The sequence below is a fragment of the Mesobacillus thioparans genome, from assembly GCF_965138835.1.
GTDB lineage: Bacteria > Bacillota > Bacilli > Bacillales > Cytobacillaceae > Mesobacillus > Mesobacillus thioparans.
The window spans coordinates 25,968-43,503 of the sequence record NZ_CBCSFH010000013.1 but is presented as its reverse complement, the minus strand read 5'-3'; the positions used below and the strand labels follow the sequence as shown (position 1 = coordinate 43,503).

At 44.1% G+C, this 17,536-nt stretch carries 17 protein-coding genes and 1 pseudogene; 2 read left to right on the top strand and 16 right to left on the bottom strand.

The window, feature by feature from the left end; genetic code table 11:
* Positions 1-157: 157 nt before the first annotated feature.
* The 6 genes and pseudogenes from ACNAZ4_RS18565 to ACNAZ4_RS18540 all read right to left on the bottom strand — a co-directional run.
* Positions 158-316, bottom strand: a pseudogene (locus tag ACNAZ4_RS18565) (anti-sigma factor); the annotation flags it as partial.
* A gap of 202 nt (positions 317-518) precedes the next feature.
* Positions 519-1,178 (bottom strand): DUF429 domain-containing protein, encoded by a 660-nt coding sequence (locus ACNAZ4_RS18560; protein WP_415816875.1) that lies wholly within the window; start codon positions 1,176-1,178, stop codon positions 519-521.
* Between the two features lie 202 nt (positions 1,179-1,380).
* Positions 1,381-1,998, bottom strand: a complete 618-nt coding sequence (locus ACNAZ4_RS18555; RefSeq protein ID WP_415816873.1) for an HAD family hydrolase — start codon at positions 1,996-1,998, stop codon at positions 1,381-1,383.
* A 176-nt stretch (positions 1,999-2,174) separates the two neighbouring features.
* Entirely contained in the window at positions 2,175-2,978 is an 804-nt protein-coding gene (gene mutM / locus ACNAZ4_RS18550) for a bifunctional DNA-formamidopyrimidine glycosylase/DNA-(apurinic or apyrimidinic site) lyase (RefSeq protein WP_415816871.1), read from the bottom strand.
* Between the two features lie 182 nt (positions 2,979-3,160).
* Entirely contained in the window at positions 3,161-4,531 is a 1,371-nt protein-coding gene (gene rlmD, locus ACNAZ4_RS18545; protein WP_415816869.1) for a 23S rRNA (uracil(1939)-C(5))-methyltransferase RlmD, read from the bottom strand.
* A gap of 225 nt (positions 4,532-4,756) precedes the next feature.
* On the bottom strand, positions 4,757-5,098 hold the full coding sequence (locus tag ACNAZ4_RS18540; RefSeq protein ID WP_415816867.1) for a hypothetical protein: 342 nt from the start codon (positions 5,096-5,098) through the stop codon (positions 4,757-4,759).
* Positions 5,099-5,424: 326 nt separating this feature from the next.
* Here ACNAZ4_RS18540 and ACNAZ4_RS18535 point away from each other — a divergent pair, with 326 nt between their 5' ends.
* Positions 5,425-5,805 carry a hypothetical protein gene (locus ACNAZ4_RS18535; RefSeq protein ID WP_415816865.1) on the top strand — a complete coding sequence of 127 codons (381 nt, stop codon included), beginning with the start codon at positions 5,425-5,427 and terminating at the stop codon, positions 5,803-5,805.
* Positions 5,806-5,852: 47 nt separating this feature from the next.
* On the opposite strand, the gene ACNAZ4_RS18530 is transcribed toward ACNAZ4_RS18535, so the two are convergent.
* From ACNAZ4_RS18530 to ACNAZ4_RS18485, 10 genes are all read right to left on the bottom strand, one after another.
* Positions 5,853-6,188, bottom strand: coding sequence for a DUF3221 domain-containing protein (locus ACNAZ4_RS18530; RefSeq protein WP_415816863.1), 336 nt, complete (start codon positions 6,186-6,188; stop codon positions 5,853-5,855).
* A 116-nt stretch (positions 6,189-6,304) separates the two neighbouring features.
* Positions 6,305-6,757 (bottom strand): BsuPI-related putative proteinase inhibitor, encoded by a 453-nt coding sequence (locus tag ACNAZ4_RS18525; protein ID WP_415816861.1) that lies wholly within the window; start codon positions 6,755-6,757, stop codon positions 6,305-6,307.
* A 322-nt stretch (positions 6,758-7,079) separates the two neighbouring features.
* Complete coding sequence (locus tag ACNAZ4_RS18520) at positions 7,080-7,970, bottom strand: ABC transporter permease subunit (RefSeq protein ID WP_415816859.1); 891 nt, start codon at positions 7,968-7,970, stop codon at positions 7,080-7,082.
* The gene (locus tag ACNAZ4_RS18515; RefSeq protein ID WP_415816857.1) at positions 7,963-8,916 is read right to left on the bottom strand and encodes an ABC transporter permease subunit; all 954 of its coding nucleotides are present in this window, start codon (positions 8,914-8,916) and stop codon (positions 7,963-7,965) included. Before ACNAZ4_RS18515 ends, ACNAZ4_RS18520 begins: the two co-directional genes overlap by 8 nt.
* 48 nt (positions 8,917-8,964) lie before the next feature.
* Positions 8,965-9,393, bottom strand: coding sequence for a hypothetical protein (locus tag ACNAZ4_RS18510; protein WP_415816855.1), 429 nt, complete (start codon positions 9,391-9,393; stop codon positions 8,965-8,967).
* A gap of 368 nt (positions 9,394-9,761) precedes the next feature.
* Positions 9,762-11,894 carry a DNA helicase RecQ gene (gene recQ, locus ACNAZ4_RS18505; RefSeq protein ID WP_415816853.1) on the bottom strand — a complete coding sequence of 711 codons (2,133 nt, stop codon included), beginning with the start codon at positions 11,892-11,894 and terminating at the stop codon, positions 9,762-9,764.
* 111 nt (positions 11,895-12,005) lie between these two features.
* Complete coding sequence (locus ACNAZ4_RS18500) at positions 12,006-13,070, bottom strand: ATP-binding protein (protein ID WP_415816851.1); 1,065 nt, start codon at positions 13,068-13,070, stop codon at positions 12,006-12,008.
* Between the two features lie 132 nt (positions 13,071-13,202).
* The gene (locus ACNAZ4_RS18495; RefSeq protein ID WP_415816849.1) at positions 13,203-14,678 is read right to left on the bottom strand and encodes a nicotinate phosphoribosyltransferase; all 1,476 of its coding nucleotides are present in this window, start codon (positions 14,676-14,678) and stop codon (positions 13,203-13,205) included.
* Between the two features lie 124 nt (positions 14,679-14,802).
* A complete protein-coding gene (locus ACNAZ4_RS18490) occupies positions 14,803-15,354 on the bottom strand; it encodes a cysteine hydrolase family protein (RefSeq protein WP_415816847.1) in 552 nt (183 codons plus the stop codon).
* 269 nt (positions 15,355-15,623) lie between these two features.
* Positions 15,624-16,565 carry a diacylglycerol kinase gene (locus ACNAZ4_RS18485; RefSeq protein WP_415816845.1) on the bottom strand — a complete coding sequence of 314 codons (942 nt, stop codon included), beginning with the start codon at positions 16,563-16,565 and terminating at the stop codon, positions 15,624-15,626.
* A gap of 284 nt (positions 16,566-16,849) precedes the next feature.
* Here ACNAZ4_RS18485 and plsY point away from each other — a divergent pair, with 284 nt between their 5' ends.
* Positions 16,850-17,464 (top strand): glycerol-3-phosphate 1-O-acyltransferase PlsY, encoded by a 615-nt coding sequence (plsY, locus tag ACNAZ4_RS18480; RefSeq protein ID WP_415816843.1) that lies wholly within the window; start codon positions 16,850-16,852, stop codon positions 17,462-17,464.
* Positions 17,465-17,536 lie beyond the last annotated feature (72 nt).

The window sequence follows — 17,536 nt, the reverse complement described above, 5'->3', positions numbered from 1 at the left end:
ATCCGTGAACTTTTACGCTGGCTAAAGAGCCTTATCCACATTAGGATGAGGCTCACCTATTAATCCAGATTTCCAACTCATCACAATGCAAAGAACGAAGATATTGATACAATGGATGCTGGTGTAGTTATGGGCTTTAGTCTTGGTATATCAAGTTCTACTTCTGACGAACATCAATCCACCAACGATCTTTCGCATTCATATTTTCAGTACTGCCAAACCCACTGTAATGGAAAGCATCAAGGAAGATTGAATCCAATTTATCCTCATCAACAAAATAACCTATATTAATCTTCTTCGTTTGACCTGGTTGGATTCTACTTTATCAAAATCGTTCAAAGCAATTTTTTCTGCAAATTCATCCATTTTTCTTGAGTTCTCATATTTTGTCTTTATTTTTCATTATTACCTTGGTAGTAAATCTCTGATGGATAATTCGAGGCAACTGTAATGAATAAGAAATAACAACCAACCGAACCTAACGTATTTCCAATACTCACGGCTAACTAAGGCTTAATTTAACAGCAATAATCATAAGGATGAAGCGGGGGACTAGCCGGGAATATCCACTTTACATTATATGAAGAGTCCTTCCAGTGCCATGCACCTAACGCAGCTGCACATGCATCGATGGAATGGCTTTCTTCTTCTATTTCAACAGGTAATTGTGTAAGCCCCTGCTCTGTAAGCCAATTACGAATAAAACTTCTAGCGGATTGTTCTTGTTTGTACGCCAACACATATTCAATATTTTGCTTGGACAGTCTTGATCCAATTATGGCCCCTGGATGGACTTCCACTAAAGAAATGGGATACGAGGCGTTTAAATTCTCTATTTCTCTGCTAAGCTTTATTCCCCTTAATGTTAAATACACCATTCTATTTAAGGTTGGCGGCATGATCGACCCAGATCTCATCCCTAAGCCCACAATGAACTTTCTTAGTTCCCGATCACTCTTTCGATCTCCGCCGCCATCTTGATAGGATAATGGTGCATCAATTCCGATCACGACCTCATCTAATTGACTTTGCTCAAATACCTCGTTCAATATATCCTGATCATTTAAGTTATTTGCCCACTTAACCAATTGCAGGTGGTTTCCTTCTTGTTTAAAAATAGCGAGGACTGTATCCTTATGATTTTTTGGTCCTGATAGGTCAATTCCGATTATCCTCAAATTAAATCCTCACTTCCGCCATTACAATTTAGCTCAATGTACATTCAGCAACTTTATTAGCCGAATGACCTTTTGATTGTCACCGGTATCGATACGGACGAGCTTTGTACTTTGAATGATTTCATTATAAAAATCTTTCCCTGCAGGATATTGACCATCCCAGCTCCGTGCAGATTAAAGTTCGAAATCTTGTTAATCTCTATTAGAACACTCTTAAAAGTTCTTCAAAACTCTCAATTTTTATATCATATTGGCTTACCTGGCCAAATCCATATTCAGCATAAATAAAGGGAATATTAGCAAACCTGGCTGCTTCTAAATCACCTTTTGTGTCGCCCACATACACTGGATTTGATAAATTATTCCTCTGAATGATCAAGTTAATATTTTCACCTTTTGACAGACCCGTTCTGCCTGGGTTTTCAAAGTCTAAAAAATACTGATCAAACCTATGAAACTTGTAAAAAGCTTCTATGTAACCATCTTGGCAGTTACTGACGATGTATAGTTTGTATTTTTGGGAAAGCTCCTTCAGCACATTCTCTACATTTGGAAAAAGAACCCCTCCGTTTTTTTCTATGAAAGAATGTTCTACTTCGCAACAATCCTTTATTATTTTTTGCCGCTCCTGATCATTGAGAGCAGGGAAGAACCTCCTGCTGATTTCATCCATCTGTAAACCCATCGTACCTTCAAAGTCCTTCCGGGTTAATTCCCTATTTATCTGATTGCTTTTTCTAATAACGCCGTTCCAAGCACTAAGGACTATGTCGATTGGATCCCAGATGGTTCCATCCAAATCAAAAATGATACTATCCAATTCAGTTCATTCCCCTTTCAAGGTAACCCTTTCCTTCAAGGCCCTCTAAAGACTCATACCAATATAACACACCAAAAGATGGAAATGAAATAAACTACTAAAAGAGCCTTATCCACAAAGGGATAAGACTCTCTAGTTTTGCAACAGCTTCACAATTTGTATTTATAAGATTTCATTTACTTCTGGCAATTGGGACAAAAGTACGTTTTCCGAGAAGAGATTTCGCCTTTTATAATGGAAGCATGGCAACGCGAACACGCTTCACCTTCTCTGTCATAAACATAAAATGGATAGCCTCCTGTTTTACCATCCCCTTTATAAAGCGGGTTTTCCATATAACCACCTTGTTGAATTCCTTTTTTAAGAATAAATTGAATCGAATGATATAGGCGTGATAATTGTTGATCATCAAGATCATTGATTTTTTTATCAGGGCGAATCTCTGCATGCCAAAGAATCTCATCAGAATACCCATTCCCTATTCCAGCTAGCACTTCTTGATTGATCAAAGTCGTTTTAATTGTTCCTTTTCTTTTTTGCATGATTTGATGAAAGGCATCCAATGTAAAACCAGGATCAAACACTTCAGGTCCCAGTTTTTTGAACTCTTCCTGAACCTCTTCAGGTGATAAAAGATGCAGGTAGCCCAATCTCAGGCCAATGAAATATAAATGTTGTTCACCGAAAGATAACTTTACTTGAATGGTCCTGTTTGGTTTATCTTCCTCTTTCCCAAAAAACATCCATCCCCCAAGCATCAGGTGCAATAATAAACATTTTCCATTCTGTAATTGAAATATTAAATATTTTGCTCTTCTAGTAATCGTAGTTATAGCTTGATTTGAAACTTGCATGTTAAACGTAGCAACTGGTACGTTAATAGATTTTTCCCGCCCAATCTCGACATTCGTAACTTTTTGCCCGCCAATCAGTGATTCCAGCAAGCTTTTATATGTTTCCATCTCTGGCAATTCAGGCATGATTCTATCCCCCAGATTACAATTTATTTTTACAGTATTTCCTATTGGTGGGTTATTATTAATGGCATGATGCATGAGATATTGGCAGTGATGTCCATCTCACTTGAGAAGGGACATATCATTTCATTTGGTAAAATGAGCACTAAAATAGCCTTACCCACTAACGGATAAGGCTATCGTATTTATGCAAGTACTATCTTTGCAACTGCTTCACAGTGTGTCGTCTGCGGAAACATATCAACTGGCTGTACTTCAACTGTCTTGTACCCGCCATCTTCCAGGATTCGCAGATCTCTGGCTAAGGTGGCCGGGTTACAGGATACGTACACGACTTTCTTCGGTTTCATATCGATAATAGTTTGCAGCAGTGCTTCGTCGCAGCCTTTGCGTGGCGGGTCGACAACTAATACATCTGCAGAGTTGCCTTCTTTGTACCAGGCCGGGATGACTGCCTCGGCTTCTCCTACTGCGAATTCAGCGTTTAAGATGGCGTTCAATTCAGCGTTACGTTTCGCATCTTCGATGGCTTCGGGGACGATTTCGACTCCGAAAACCTTTTTGGCTTTTTGTGCTAGAAATAACGAGATTGTGCCGATGCCGCAGTATGCGTCAATCACGGACTCTTCGCCTGTAAGTTCAGCATACTCAAGCGCTTTGTCGTAGAGCACCTTTGTCTGTTCAGGATTGACCTGATAGAACGAGCGCGCTGAGATTGCGAATTTTATGTCTCCAATATAGTCATAGATAACTTCGCTGCCCCAGAGGACTTCTGTTTTGTCCCCCATTATGACATTCGTTTTCTTTGAATTAACGTTATGAACGATTGATTTTACCTTAGGAAGCCGAGCGATGATTTCCTCGACCAATTTACTCTTATGTGGGACCTCATTTGTCCTCGTCACAAAAACAACCATCAGCTCGCCGGTTTGCCTGCCATAGCGGGCCATGATATGACGAAGGACTCCTTTATGGTTCTCCTCATTATATGGCTGGATTCCCAGATCGCTGGCGATTTCTTTTACCGCCTTGATTGCCTCGTTGATTTCATGCAGATGCAGCAAGCTCTCGTTCGTATCGACGATTTCATGGCTGCGCGGCTTGAAGAAGCCTGCAATCAGCTTGCCGTCCTTCTCGCCAACCGGCACCTGGGCCTTGTTCCGGTAATGCCATGGGTTGTCCATTCCCAAAATTGGGTGTACCACCACATCCTCAAGCTTTCCGATCCTTGTCAGTACCTGTTTCACCTGGTTTTCCTTATACTTCAGCTGGCCTTCATAACTGATATGCTGCAGCTGGCAGCCTCCATATTTATGGGCTTCCTCAGCTGGGCATTCGACCCGGAAGGTGCTTCTTTCGAGAATCTCCATCAGGCGGCCAAAGCCATAGCCCTTATTCACCTTAGTGACTTTGATTGTTGCTTTTTCCCCTGGAAGTCCGCCCTGGACAAAGATCGGGTAGCCATCAACCTTGGCTACACCCGCCCCATCATGTGTCAAATCCGCAAACTCTACATCTATATAATCATTTTTTTTAACAGGTATCGTTTTGCTCATCTCTTCCGTCCTTTGCTGTGAATTAGCTAAGTCAGATTTTATCATAATGCTGGTGTGATTGCGAAACGCTGAACCGTGACTTTTATGCATACTGTGCATTTAGACCAAGATCCATTCGTCACTCATTGATATCTACTCTATCACAAGTAAAAAAGCACAACCAATTGGAATAAATTCGCTGTGCTTCACTTCCAGTTTACTAAATTTAATCTCTTAACATTAATTTTAAAATCCCTTCCGTCCTTGCCAATGTCCACCTGACCAGGGCTGGTCTTCCTGCCATGGTCCTCCTGGATATCCGGGACCTCCGCCATGCCAAGGCCCTCCATGCCAATGGTAATGGGGTCCCAAACCGCCATGCAACGGCAATCCGTGGTATGGACCAAAACCGCCATATTGGCCATATCCTGGCATTCCTGGATAGCCTAAACCACCACCGTAGCCTTGTCCTCCTGGGTAACCGTATCCCCCAGGCTGCATGAACCCAGCTAACGGTCCCATCATACCACCTGCTCCAAAGGTTCTCGCTTCTGGTACAAAATGGGCATTCATTGTATCTGTATACATGTAAACTCTCCTCTCAGGGGGTTTCAATATGTTCCCTTAACACCTTATGTAAATTTAGGCAAATCGCTTAGTGCAATGGCCTAAGTTTGTTGGAAATGGGCACTATGACGTAAATATATTAAGGCATCCAACTCTTTCATCCGTAAAAAGCGTTTTTTGTTCAAGGATACTCAAAAAATAGCATTGGATCTTTTTCTTCCTGCTCCTATACTGAACACGAATTGCCTCTTAGGCATTTCCCTATAGCCGATTTCCTTTTCATGAATATAATTCAGTATATGTAACAATCCCATGGAAAAAGGAATGATCGAATGGAGGGCATAGAAATGGACTCGAATTTTAAAAAAGGGGACAGTTTGAGCAAAGAGGAGAAGATTGCTCAAATCGAAAAACAAATTTCAGTCTCTCTCTTCATCCAGGCTGCCGCCCAGATTACAGAAGCGATTTTATTGTCCAGATTATATGCTCTGAGAGATGGAACAGAAGGAGAAAGTGAAATTGTTGCAGGTGTATGGGTCCAATCAATCGGTCAGACAATCGAAGCTTTAGCTGTCAGCAAAGAGCTATCAACCTTCAATCCGGAGGAGGTGAGAGAACTGCAGAAAATCATCGTCTCTTCGGATTTTATACAATCGATCGGCGCAGCCATAGAAGGCGCGGGTGGAATCAAAGCCCTCAAGGAAACAACAGAATCGTTCATCCCGTAAAAAAAAAAGAAAGCCACCTTTTTGGTCAGCTTTCGATTCCTTGAATATTATTTACGTTCTATTCTCTTTGCTGTAGCTTGTTCGGGATAGCTTTCCCTGATACTGCCGTCAATCCAGAACTCAATATGGTCGCCTTTTTTTAGCTTACCCGCATCATCATACTCCAGCCAGATTAATTCCAATCCTCCTTGGTCGATTAATGCGTCACCGGGAACATCTTTGATTTCATTATATCTTTCCTGATTTATGTTTTTTACGACCAGAATTGCCTCTTCGCTTACCTCTAAAATAAAACCTTCGCCAGAAACCTGTTCATTCGTGCAGGCTGCAAGGCCTAAAGCCAGCAGAAATACCATTAAGATCGCACTTCTTCTTGTTCTCATTTCGATTCTCCCTTTTTATCTGGATGCCGCCCATTTGGACATCCTTAAAGCGTTACGATTAGGTACAAGCCCCTTCACAAAACGGATCATTCTTTTCTTATTTTCGTGGTTTCTCATCACTCAACAGAGAATTCCTTTGTCACCTTGAACTTTTTTCCTTCCTTCGGCGTCATCCAGACAGAAAGGACATACTCTCCTTTATCAAGGGAAAGCTCATGTAGGTCGATGTCATAGCTCAACGTCTCCCCCTGCTTCACTTTTTCCTCTCCTAAAGCCTGTAAAAAGCTGGCGACACTTGAGAATAGGAAGATTTCCTTTCCATCCTTTTTCTCGACCGAATAATCGTACCGCTGGGAACTTGTAAATTCCAACGTTACTTCCTGTTCCGTTTGATTTTTCACTTCATATTGAAAAACCAGCGGGCTCTTCTCTGTCATACTTGCAGCCATTTCTCCTGCCACGATTCCCGCACCTCCATTTTCCTGGTTGTTGTTATTCGAAACCTGGTTCCCCGTACCGCAGCCGGTCACCAGCAAGCCCATAAGCAAGACTATCCATAATTTTCTCATTGTCTTATCCTCCTGTTGAAAAAACTCTTTATCTATTTGTCAGGAGAACGGCTAAAAAGGTTACACTCTTTGATTAACTTAATGAACCATTTTTAAACAAGGTTGTTTTCGTAAAGATTGTTGTTAAAATCCTAAAGCCGATTTTAACGTGTAATAGCCATTTTGTATGTCGGTACTAAGTTTGCAAGCTCTTTTCTCAGCGTAAGCGTTAATTGTGTGAATAACCTTAGGTGATTAAATTCTATTTTGTAGAGAATAGCAACAAAGTTTGAGAAAAAAAGCCTTAAACAAAAAGAGAAGTGCCTGGGCACCTCTCCCTCTTTTAACCTCTTTTATACTTTTTATCAAAATACTTTTGCAGCCCGCTGCTCGTCATGGAGAAGGCGAAAATGGTAATCCCGATGGCGACGGTTCCGGTAATCGGCAGCCATGGATGTGACCAGATATGGTTGGTGATGTTCACAAAGTAGGTTGGCCAGACATTAGACTTGTTCATTGCCTGATAGCCGCCATCGAGCTGGGAAACGAATTCAACGCTGAGGAAGATTCCCACGATGCCCAGCTGGCCGATTAGGAACAATGTTCTTCCAAGGTCAGAGAAAAACTGGACGATAAAAGACGGTCTTAACGGCGGCCAGTAGTAATTTTTCAACATCGTCAACGGGGTAGACCCTGAGACGATCCCCGCTTCCACAAAAGGCTTCTTCGAGATATCAACCATCCCCTGGTAAAAAATATCGGCAACCCGGCCTACTTCAATTACCGCAAGAATGAGCAAAATCCAAAGATATCGATTATCCGAAAACACGACAAACGGAGTGCCAAGAATCAGGATCACAAAGAATATCGGCGGCATGAAGGAGAATAATCGATTCCAAAGGATCAGGACCCTCCTGAAAAAAAGCGAATAAAAACTAGCCATCGCCAGCGGAATCGCGATGATATAACGGATCAGGACAATCGCCAGGATCGTTAACAGCGTTTCTTTCGTACCCAGCAGAACCCTGCTCAATAAATCCACGCCTTTGTCGTCCGAGCCGATTGGGAAATCCGCTGTTGGCGCGAATGGAGGAAGCTCAAACCCGCCGCCTTCCTTTTGCTTCATCACCGTTTCTTTTAACGAGGTATCCACGAACGGAAGATATGGAGCGATAAATGCAATGACCACTAGAAAAGATAAAATGAGTAAGCCGAAAAGTAGTGATTTATTCATGATCCACCTCTTGCGAAACCGGGATGACGAGACTTTTAAAAATCTGGGTGACCAGATTCGAAACTAATATGATTGAGGCAAAAAAGACCGTGTAACCCGCTGCCGAGATCCCGTCCACCATGATTTCCATCCCAACCTTGAAGCCTGTGCCCCTGAGGACAGCATTAAACAGGCCATCCGCCGCCCCTTGAAAGTTCATCAGTTTTTCTACAATAAATAGATTCGATAATACATAGAGTTTTATCGTATTCGCATGCGCCAGGATCCTTGGAAACGAATTTTTCAGGAGATGTATGAACAATATTTTCATACCGGATGTCCCTTTGGATTGAGCGGTCCGGATATAATCATTCCCCGACTGCTCCTGAAGGCTCACATTCGTGATATTCGCAAGGTAGAATACAGGATAAATCAGCAAAAATAGGATTCCAACCACATAGGTTTCCAGCTTTTCACTGCCATATAACGTTACATGGAAAAACAGTCCTTTTTCATATAAAAACATCAGTCCAATCTGGATGATGATGATGAAAAAGAGATCCGGCATCGAGATGAACAGCCATGTCGTTCCATTTCCGAGAAAGTTCAACTTCCTTTTTTGCATCTGGAAATCAAAGATCCCTTTTAGAATGCCAAAAATATAAGCAAAAATTAATGTTGGAACAATCAAAAGCAGACTCTTCCACGCTTTGCCTGCAATCCGGTGGGCATACGATTCGCCAGGGACAAACTCCCCCAGGTCCGGGTTTTCTTTTATAAATGCAAAGAAACCTTTGATATTATCAATGTGCTTGTCCAATTCATAATGATAGCTAGCCGATTCAAATTCCCCGCCCTGCCCAGTCTGGTATTCCGTCGTAACCGGCAAAAACAAAATCCCGATAAACAAACACACACAGACAATCCATAACACAAACTGCTCGATTGCCTTTTTAAAATAAACCATGAAGCCTCCTTATGGACCATATTTTAATTCTGCTATTCTAACTTTCTCTCAATCTCCCAGATCCTCGTAATGAACGCCTTCTTCAGGCAGTTCCGCATCCGGCACCCCAATATCGACCTGCTTGATTTCATCCTCGTTGACAGAATAAGCGTAACTCCAGCCCGGCTCACTGGCGAACCTGACTTCCAGATGATACGGATTATAGCTCCGGCTCGTTCGATAACTGATCTCGAAATCCTCTCCCGGATACCTCTTCTCCAGGTATTCAGTCAGCTGATCCGTTTTGATCCCACGATGATAGTCAATCCATAAAGGACGGATTCCAAAGAAAGCCAGCTCCAGCACTAATACAATCAAGACAACCTTGATCGCAGTTTTTCTCCTTCTGAGCGGCAAAAAATAACCAACACCTAAAATCAGCAGGAGCAAACCCAATGCCATTAAAATCTCAATAACCGTTATCGGATGCATTCTCACACCAGCCCTCTTTTTAGCACTAGTTATATTTTACCAGTTTTAATTTTTCTGAAAAGTGTTATTTTAGTTTGACCTTGGTAAAGTTATAGGATTTTATGCTGATAGAGAGTAAGACTTACCGGAAATTAACCAGATCTTGTGCCCCCGTATACTTGCGAGGTCAAGAATTAGTGCCTAAATTGCTATATCTGACCCGTTTTTCCCTTTCTTCACCTAACCGGGCACATATCCTTCTTTTATATGAGTCGTTTTCCCTTTTCCCCACCAAACCGGGAACATATCACTTCATTATGACCGAACTGACAACTCCTCCCTGGCCAAAGTGGATAACATCAAAAAAAGACGAAGCCCCCTGGCTTCGTCTCATCCTAATGTACCTTCTTTTTGGACATATACAAAAATGCCTTGATCATAAAATAACTGACCTCATCAGGCAGCAGTTCCTTGATTGGCTTGAGCCTGTCGCGGCCGGCTTCTGCCACGGCCTGCTCCAGGTCATCGATGAACCTGGCAGGAATCAGCACGTCATAGTCGACTTCCATTCCCTGCTGGATGCATTGGATCAGGTGATTTTCGACTGTGCTTTCCACCAGTTCGCGCCTGGCGGAAATTTCTGCCACAGACAGTTTCTCCTGGTGCAGCTTGTAGGTTTCTAGATGGGAATCTCCGACGGCCTTCTTTGCCGGTTTCTTCACTGACTCCGCAACAGCATTCATCACGGGCTGGCGCTCCGGGTGCTCCTCGCAGAACTCGATGATCCTCTCAATGAAAGGTGCACCGTACTTCTGTAATTTATGCTCTCCTACTCCAGCCACACCGAGGAATTCTCCATCCGTCAGCGGCAGCTTCAGGCACATATCCTTCAGAGAGGAATCGGAGAAAATCACAAATGGAGGCACTTTTTCCGCAGAGGCAATCTCACGCCGCAACTCCCGCAGTTCTTCAAATAACGGATCATCGTTTGAAACCTGCTTGACCCGTACTGCTTCCTTCCTGAACACCTTCGTCTTTCCAAGCAAAACATCCTTCCCTTTTTCAGGGACATAAATCGTTGGGTAAGTTCCGTGCTCGACACCAATCAGTTCCTGCGAAATCAGGAACTCGATCAAATCATTCACCTGCTTCGTGCTCCGATTCTTCATCAGACCGTACGTCGGCAGTTTATCAAGCCGGAACTCAAGCACCTTCTTATTTCGCGAGCCGGTCAAAACATTCGCCGTCATTGCCTTGCCGTATTTCTGGCCCATCCGGATGATGCACGACAGCACCATCTGCGCATCCTTCGTGACATCCTCCGTTTCACGGGAGTCGGTACAATTGCCGCAGCGTCCGCACGGCTCCGCATCACTCTCGCCAAAATAATGGAGGATATAGGATTGCAGGCATTCTTCGGTATGACAATAGCCTACCATTTGCTGAAGCTTTTCCAGTTCAGGCGCAATCCGCTCACGATCCGCGGACTGGTCAATCAAGAAGCGCTGCACCTGGACATCCTGGGACGAATACAGCACGACACATTCACTGTCCAGGCCATCACGGCCGGCACGGCCTGCCTCCTGGTAATAGCTCTCCATATTCTTCGGAAGCTGAAAATGGAGAACATAGCGGATATTGCTTTTGTCGATGCCCATCCCGAATGCTGAGGTCGCAACCATCACGGTAGCTTCGTCCTGTAAAAAACGCTCCTGTTCGCGGTTCCGGTCTTCATCATTCATTCCTGCGTGATAGCGGGTGGCATTGAAGCCTTCCTTCTGCAGCCACTCATATAGCTGGTCGACATTCTTCCGTGTCGCCGCATAAATGATGCCTGCTTCCTTTTCATTCTTTTTGATGAAATCTTTTAAATATGCCTGGCGGTCCTGGCCTTTCACGACGGAAAAGCTCAGGTTGCTGCGCTCGAATCCTGTGATCACTGTATTCTTAGGGTTTATTTTTAGCGAGGCACAGATGTCTTCCCTTACCTTAGGTGTCGCGGTTGCCGTCAAGGCGAGCACGATCGGCTTTCTCGGCAGGCGGTCCGCAAGTCCCGAAATCTGCAGATAGCTCGGGCGGAAATCATGGCCCCACTGCGAAATACAGTGCGCTTCATCGACGGCAATCAGCGGGATTTCCATATCCTGCAGGTCATCGATGAACTCCCAGGATCCAAGCCGCTCTGGCGCGATATACAACAGCTTGTACTTTCCGTTCCTGGCGTCATCCATCCGGCTGGCAGCTTCTCCAGCAGTCAGCGAACTGTTGATATACGTCGCCGGGATTCCGTGCTGGATGAGCGTGTCCACCTGGTCCTTCATCAAAGAGATCAATGGCGAAATGACAATGGTCGTCCCTGGCAGCACGAGTGCCGGAATTTGATAGACGATCGACTTACCTCCGCCGGTCGGCATGACGCAGACCGTGTTCTTTCCTTCAAGCACAGAGGTGATCGCCTGGTCCTGCCCTCTGCGGAATGAAGTATAGCCAAAATGATTTTGCAATAATTCTTGGGCTTTTTGCAGCATTGTGGTGGCTCCTTTCAGTGAGAAAAAGTGGGGGAGTGATGAGGAAATACTCTTTCATTGTAACAGATAAACAGCAAAAATGCCCTGCCCCGGTTAGGAGCAAAGCACAAATTATTTTTCCGATTCTATACCCAGTAATCTTGGCAGACAGATTTTGATCGTTGTGCCTTCGCCAAGCTTGCTCTTGATATCAATACGGCCCTTGTGGAGGTCGATGATCCGCTTGCAGGTGATCAGCCCCAGACCGGTCCCTTTTTCCTTTGTTGAATAAAACGGTTCGAACAGCCTGTTGATCCTTGATTCCGAAATTCCGCAGCCTTTATCGATGATTGTCACCATAACAGAATCCGTCTCCATTTCTTCAAGCCTAACTTCAATGAGATGTCCGCTGTCCTCTGTCGCCTCAATCGCGTTTTGCAGCAAATTAATCAGAACCTGTTTCATTTGTTTACGGTCACAATTCAAGATGATTTTCGAATCGGACTGCAGCCCTATTTCAATACTTTTCAGGTTGGCCTGCGGTGCCATGAAGTGGATGCATTCCTGTAATAGCTGATTAAGATTGGTTTTCTGAAAATTAACATGTTCACTTGGTTTCGCAATGAACATGAACTCATTTACGATTTCATTGATCCTGTCCATCTCATCCAGCATGATGTCCAGGTACGGCACTAAATTCGTGTCAGACACGCTTTCTTTGACGATTTTCGCAAAACCTTTCAGGGATGTGAGCGGATTTCGGATTTCATGTGCAATCCCTGCCGCCAATTCACCAACTACAGAAAGCTTCTCCATCTGCTGGACATGCTTTTCTCTCGCTTTTTCCTTTGTGATGTCGATCGTCGTCCCAATTACCTCCACAGTCACTCCGCTTTGCCTGACGGGATTCAGTACAGCCAGGTAGTGGATTCCGCCTAAGCTCCCTTCATAGTTCACATGTTCCCCGTTCCAGGCTTTTTCATAAAAAGCTTCCTTACGGAGTGCCTGTTCGGCCGGAAGGAATTCAAACAAGGTTTTCCCCACAATTAATTCAGGGTAAAGACCGACTTTTTCGATCAGTTTGCCCTCAATAAAGGTATGAATGAAGGTGTTGTCTTTCTTTTCGAACTTAAATATAAAGCCCGTTTCTCTTGGAATGAATTGCTCATAATCCACCTTGCACTTCTGGTCATTCACACGGCAACACCCTTAACAAAAGATTGATTCTCTAATAATTCTTTATCCATAGAGAAAATCCCTTTGGAAAAAACAGGTATTTTACAAGGGCATAAAAAGGCTGCCTCCCCCTCAGGAAAGCAGCCTACATGATTAGATATTCTCTCCAGTCATCTCCATGACCTTTTCTTTCACTTCTTCTATATTGCGCATCTTGTTGTCCCAGCATTTCTGGCTGAGGTCCACAGGGTATTCTTCAGGATTAAGCATGCGCGTGTATTCTTCCCAAAGCACGCCGAGGCAGTAGGTTGAATGCTTGCGGACTTCTTCAAGGCTCGGCTGTTCATACACCAGCTTGCCATCCGTAAAAATGTCATGATGCAAATCCCGTGCATCAAAATTGGTGACGAACTTACTGATGAACGTATGGACCGGGTGGAACATTTTCAGGCGCTTTTCCTGCTGAGGATTTTCACCCTCGATTGTGATGTAGTCCCCCTCAGAACGGTTATTGGCTTTGTTGATGATCCTGTACACATTTTTGATTCCAGGCGTCGTCACTTTTTCAGGATTCGAGGAAATCTTGATGGTGTCCTCCATCCTTCCATCGGACTGCTCAACTGAAACGATTTTATAAACAGCGCCAAGCGCAGCCTGTTCATAGGCAGTAATGAGCTTTGTGCCTACTCCCCAAATATCAATTTTTGCGCCCTGGGCTTTCAGGTTCATGATCGTGTATTCATCCAGGTCACTGGAAGCAACGATTTTTGCATCCTTAAACCCTGCTTCATCCAGCATTTTGCGTGCTTCCTTTGAAAGATACGCAAGGTCACCGCTGTCGAGGCGGATCCCGATGAAGTTGATTTTGTCGCCAAATTCCCTGGCAACCTTGATGGCGTTCGGCACACCGGACCTTAGCGTATCGTACGTATCAACAAGGAATACGCAGTCCTTATGCGTTTCAGCGTATTTTTTAAAAGCGGTATAGTCATCCTTGTAGGCCTGAACCATGGAATGCGCATGAGTCCCGGCAGTTGGAATCCCGAACAGCTTGCCCGCACGTACATTACTGGTCGAGTCGAATCCTCCGATATAGGCAGCGCGGGTGCCCCAGAGCGCCGCATCCAGCTCATGCGCCCGGCGCGTACCGAACTCCATCGCCACTTCAGACTTCACCACCTGCTTGATGCGGGAAGCCTTTGTCGCAATCAATGTCTGGTAGTTGACAATGTTGAGAAGCGCTGTCTCAATCAACTGGGCTTCAGCAAGCGGAGCATCCACCCGAATCAACGGCTCATTGGCAAAAACAATCTCACCCTCCTGCATGGAACGGATCGAGCCAGTGAATTTCAAATCTTTTAAAAAGGCTAGGAAATCTTCACCAAACTTTCCTTCCTCTCTTAAATACTGAATATCATCCTCTGTAAAGCCAAATTTCTCGATGTACTGGATGATTTTTTCAAGACCGGCAAAAACGGCGTAACCATTGCCGAATGGAAGCTTGCGGAAAAACAAATCAAACACCGCCCGGCGATTATGGACGCCATCACGCCAGTAAGTTTCCATCATATTTAACTGGTATAAGTCCGTATGGAGCATCAAGCTATCATCTGTGAATTTCGTACTCATCAAAAAACCTCCAAATTAACTGCATCTAATTCATCGTGGCTAATGCATGGATTTCGTTATAACCTAAAACACGGAAAATTGCTTATCCTTTTACCGCTTTCCATCCCATAACCACGTGCGATATCTACCTGACTTCTGCCCCAATCGAGCTCTCGAAATGACGGAGCGACCATTCATGGCCGACCTGGTCGAAAGAAGCCACCGCATTTTTATACACTATAACCTTAAAGCCCTTATTGTAAGCATCAAGCGCTGTATGCAGCACGCAAATATCCGTACATACACCGACGAGATGCACCTCCGTGATGCCTCGCTCGCGCAGCTTCATTTCCAAGTCCGTACCGGCGAATGCTGAATACCTCGTTTTGTCGATATAGTAAACATGGTCCAGATGCTTGTTTTCTTCATAAACCTCTTGAAGGCTGCCGTACAAATCTCTTCCCCTTGTGCCGCGGATATTATGAGGCGGGTACAATTTTGTCTCCGGATGGAACTCATCCCCCTCATCATGGACATCGATCGTGAAAACAACATAATCACCATTCTTGATGAATTCCTTCGTCACGCCAACCAGATTCTCTTCAATTGCCTGGCCCGGATCCCCGCAAGTCAGCCGTCCATCATCCGCCACAAAGTCATACGTATAGTCGATATTGATTAACGCCTTCTTCCCCATTATGTATCCACATCCTTTTTTTCATATTATCTATTATTTTCTTCCAATTATGTTTTTCAGGCAAATTTTTCATATCACCGCATACCAAAGCTTCATTGGTACCTTGCAAAAAATAGGTCGCATTCAACAATAATTTTTGATTTAGGAATAATTTCAGGAATATAGTATAACTGTTGGTTTAAAGAATATATCTGTAATTCTAAGGAATATCCTTCTATACCCTTTTTCAAAATGCAAAAAAACCACTCCAACCTAGGAGTGGTTTCCATTTATTCTGCTTTAAAGTTCAATTCCAGGTTCTCCGGACGATCTTCTGGACGGATTTCGTCGAGCGGCACGTAGACTTCGATGTGCCTGAACAGGTTTTCGAATTCGGCTGGAAGGTTTCCTCCGTATTCTCCGTCGAGATTCAGCTGGACGGTTTCCTTCGAATGCACCTTGATCCGGTTGGCCTGCGTGTAAATTACGCCAGGATCATTAATGTGCTCGCCACGGACTGCCAGTGAAGCAATCCTAATGAAATCAGCCAGATTCGTCTTCTTCAAAATCAACAGCGAGAACAAGCCGTCATTGATCGATGAATGCGGTGCCAGGCGTTCAAAGCCGCCGACAGAGTTCGTCAGCCCGACGAGGAACATCATGACCTCGCCTTCATACAGCTTGCCATCGTATTCAATCGACACTTCAGATGCACGGATCGATGGCAGCATCTCGATGCCTTTTAAATAGTATGCAAGCTGTCCCAGCATCGTCTTGAGCTTGCTTGGAACTTCGTATGTCAGCTCAGTCAGCCTGCCGCCCCCTGCAATATTAATGAAATATTTATCGTTGATCCGGCCTACATCAACCGGGATTGTTTCACCTTTTACAATGATGTCGACCGCTGCCTCGATATCCCGTGGGATATGCAGTGCGCGGGCAAAGTCATTCGTTGTGCCAACTGGAATGACGCCAATTTTAGGGCGATATTCCTGCTCGGCGATTCCATTGACCACTTCATTGATCGTCCCATCGCCTCCAGCCGCAATCACAAGGTCATAACGGCGCTCGACCGCAATCCTCGCAGCCTGCGTCGCATCCCCTTCACATGTCGTTGCGTGGCAGGAAGTTTCATAGCCCGCTTTCTCCAGCTTCCCCAAAACCTCGGCAAGATGCTTTTTAAAGACTTCACGTCCCGAAGTCGGATTATAAATGATTCTTGCTCTTTTCATACCCATCATCCTACTTAATATGGTTTTTGATTCCATCATTTTACATCATAGCTCATATTTTCAATCCAAGCAATGACCCGGATATATCATAAACTACTTTACACCTATTTGCCAAAAAGAAACATAGTATTTAATCAAAGTGTTAACTATCGTATTTTTCAGAAAAACTCTTTCAATCATACCATTTATTTTTTACAATACAGGAAGGGTGGTTACATAAATTGGTAATACCCCAGAAGGCAAAACCATCAGAACATTTAATTTAGATAAAAGGGTGACTTTTTATGATTTGGCTGATTCTCCTGGCTGCATACTTAATTGGCTCGATTCCGACAGCTTTATTGGTCGGCAAATATTTTTTCCATGTGGATATCAGGGACCATGGCAGCAAAAATCCCGGCGCCACCAATACACTGCGGGTGATGGGCAAAAGAGCTGCCACCGTTGTCCTGCTGATTGATGTGGCAAAAGGAATGCTAGCTGCCTCCCTCCCGCTGATTTTCAATATCCCGGTTGAACCTTTGTATGCCGGATTGATTGGGGTCATCGGACACTGCTTCCCGATTTTTGCGGGATTCCGGGGCGGCAAGGCTATCGCGACGACGGCAGGGGCTCTGCTGATCGTTGATTTTGGAATGTTCCTGGCCGTTTACGTGACATTTTTCGCCGTGATTTTTGTTTCGAAATATGTTTTTATGGGATCCATCTCGGTTGGAATCGCAATGTTCATTTATTCGCTCTTCTCTCCAGACATCAATGAACCGCTTATTTTCACTGCTTTTATTATATTTTTAATTTTCCTGCACCGTTCAAATCTGCAGAACTTCTTCAAAGGCATAGAACCGAAGATTAACGATAAAAAAGTGAAGGGAGACCGCCTGCCCCCTAAAAACTTCTGACGAAAAACCATGGTTGCCCAACCATGGTTTTGTTATTTCCTATAGATATATTAATAAAGTAAATTACTATTT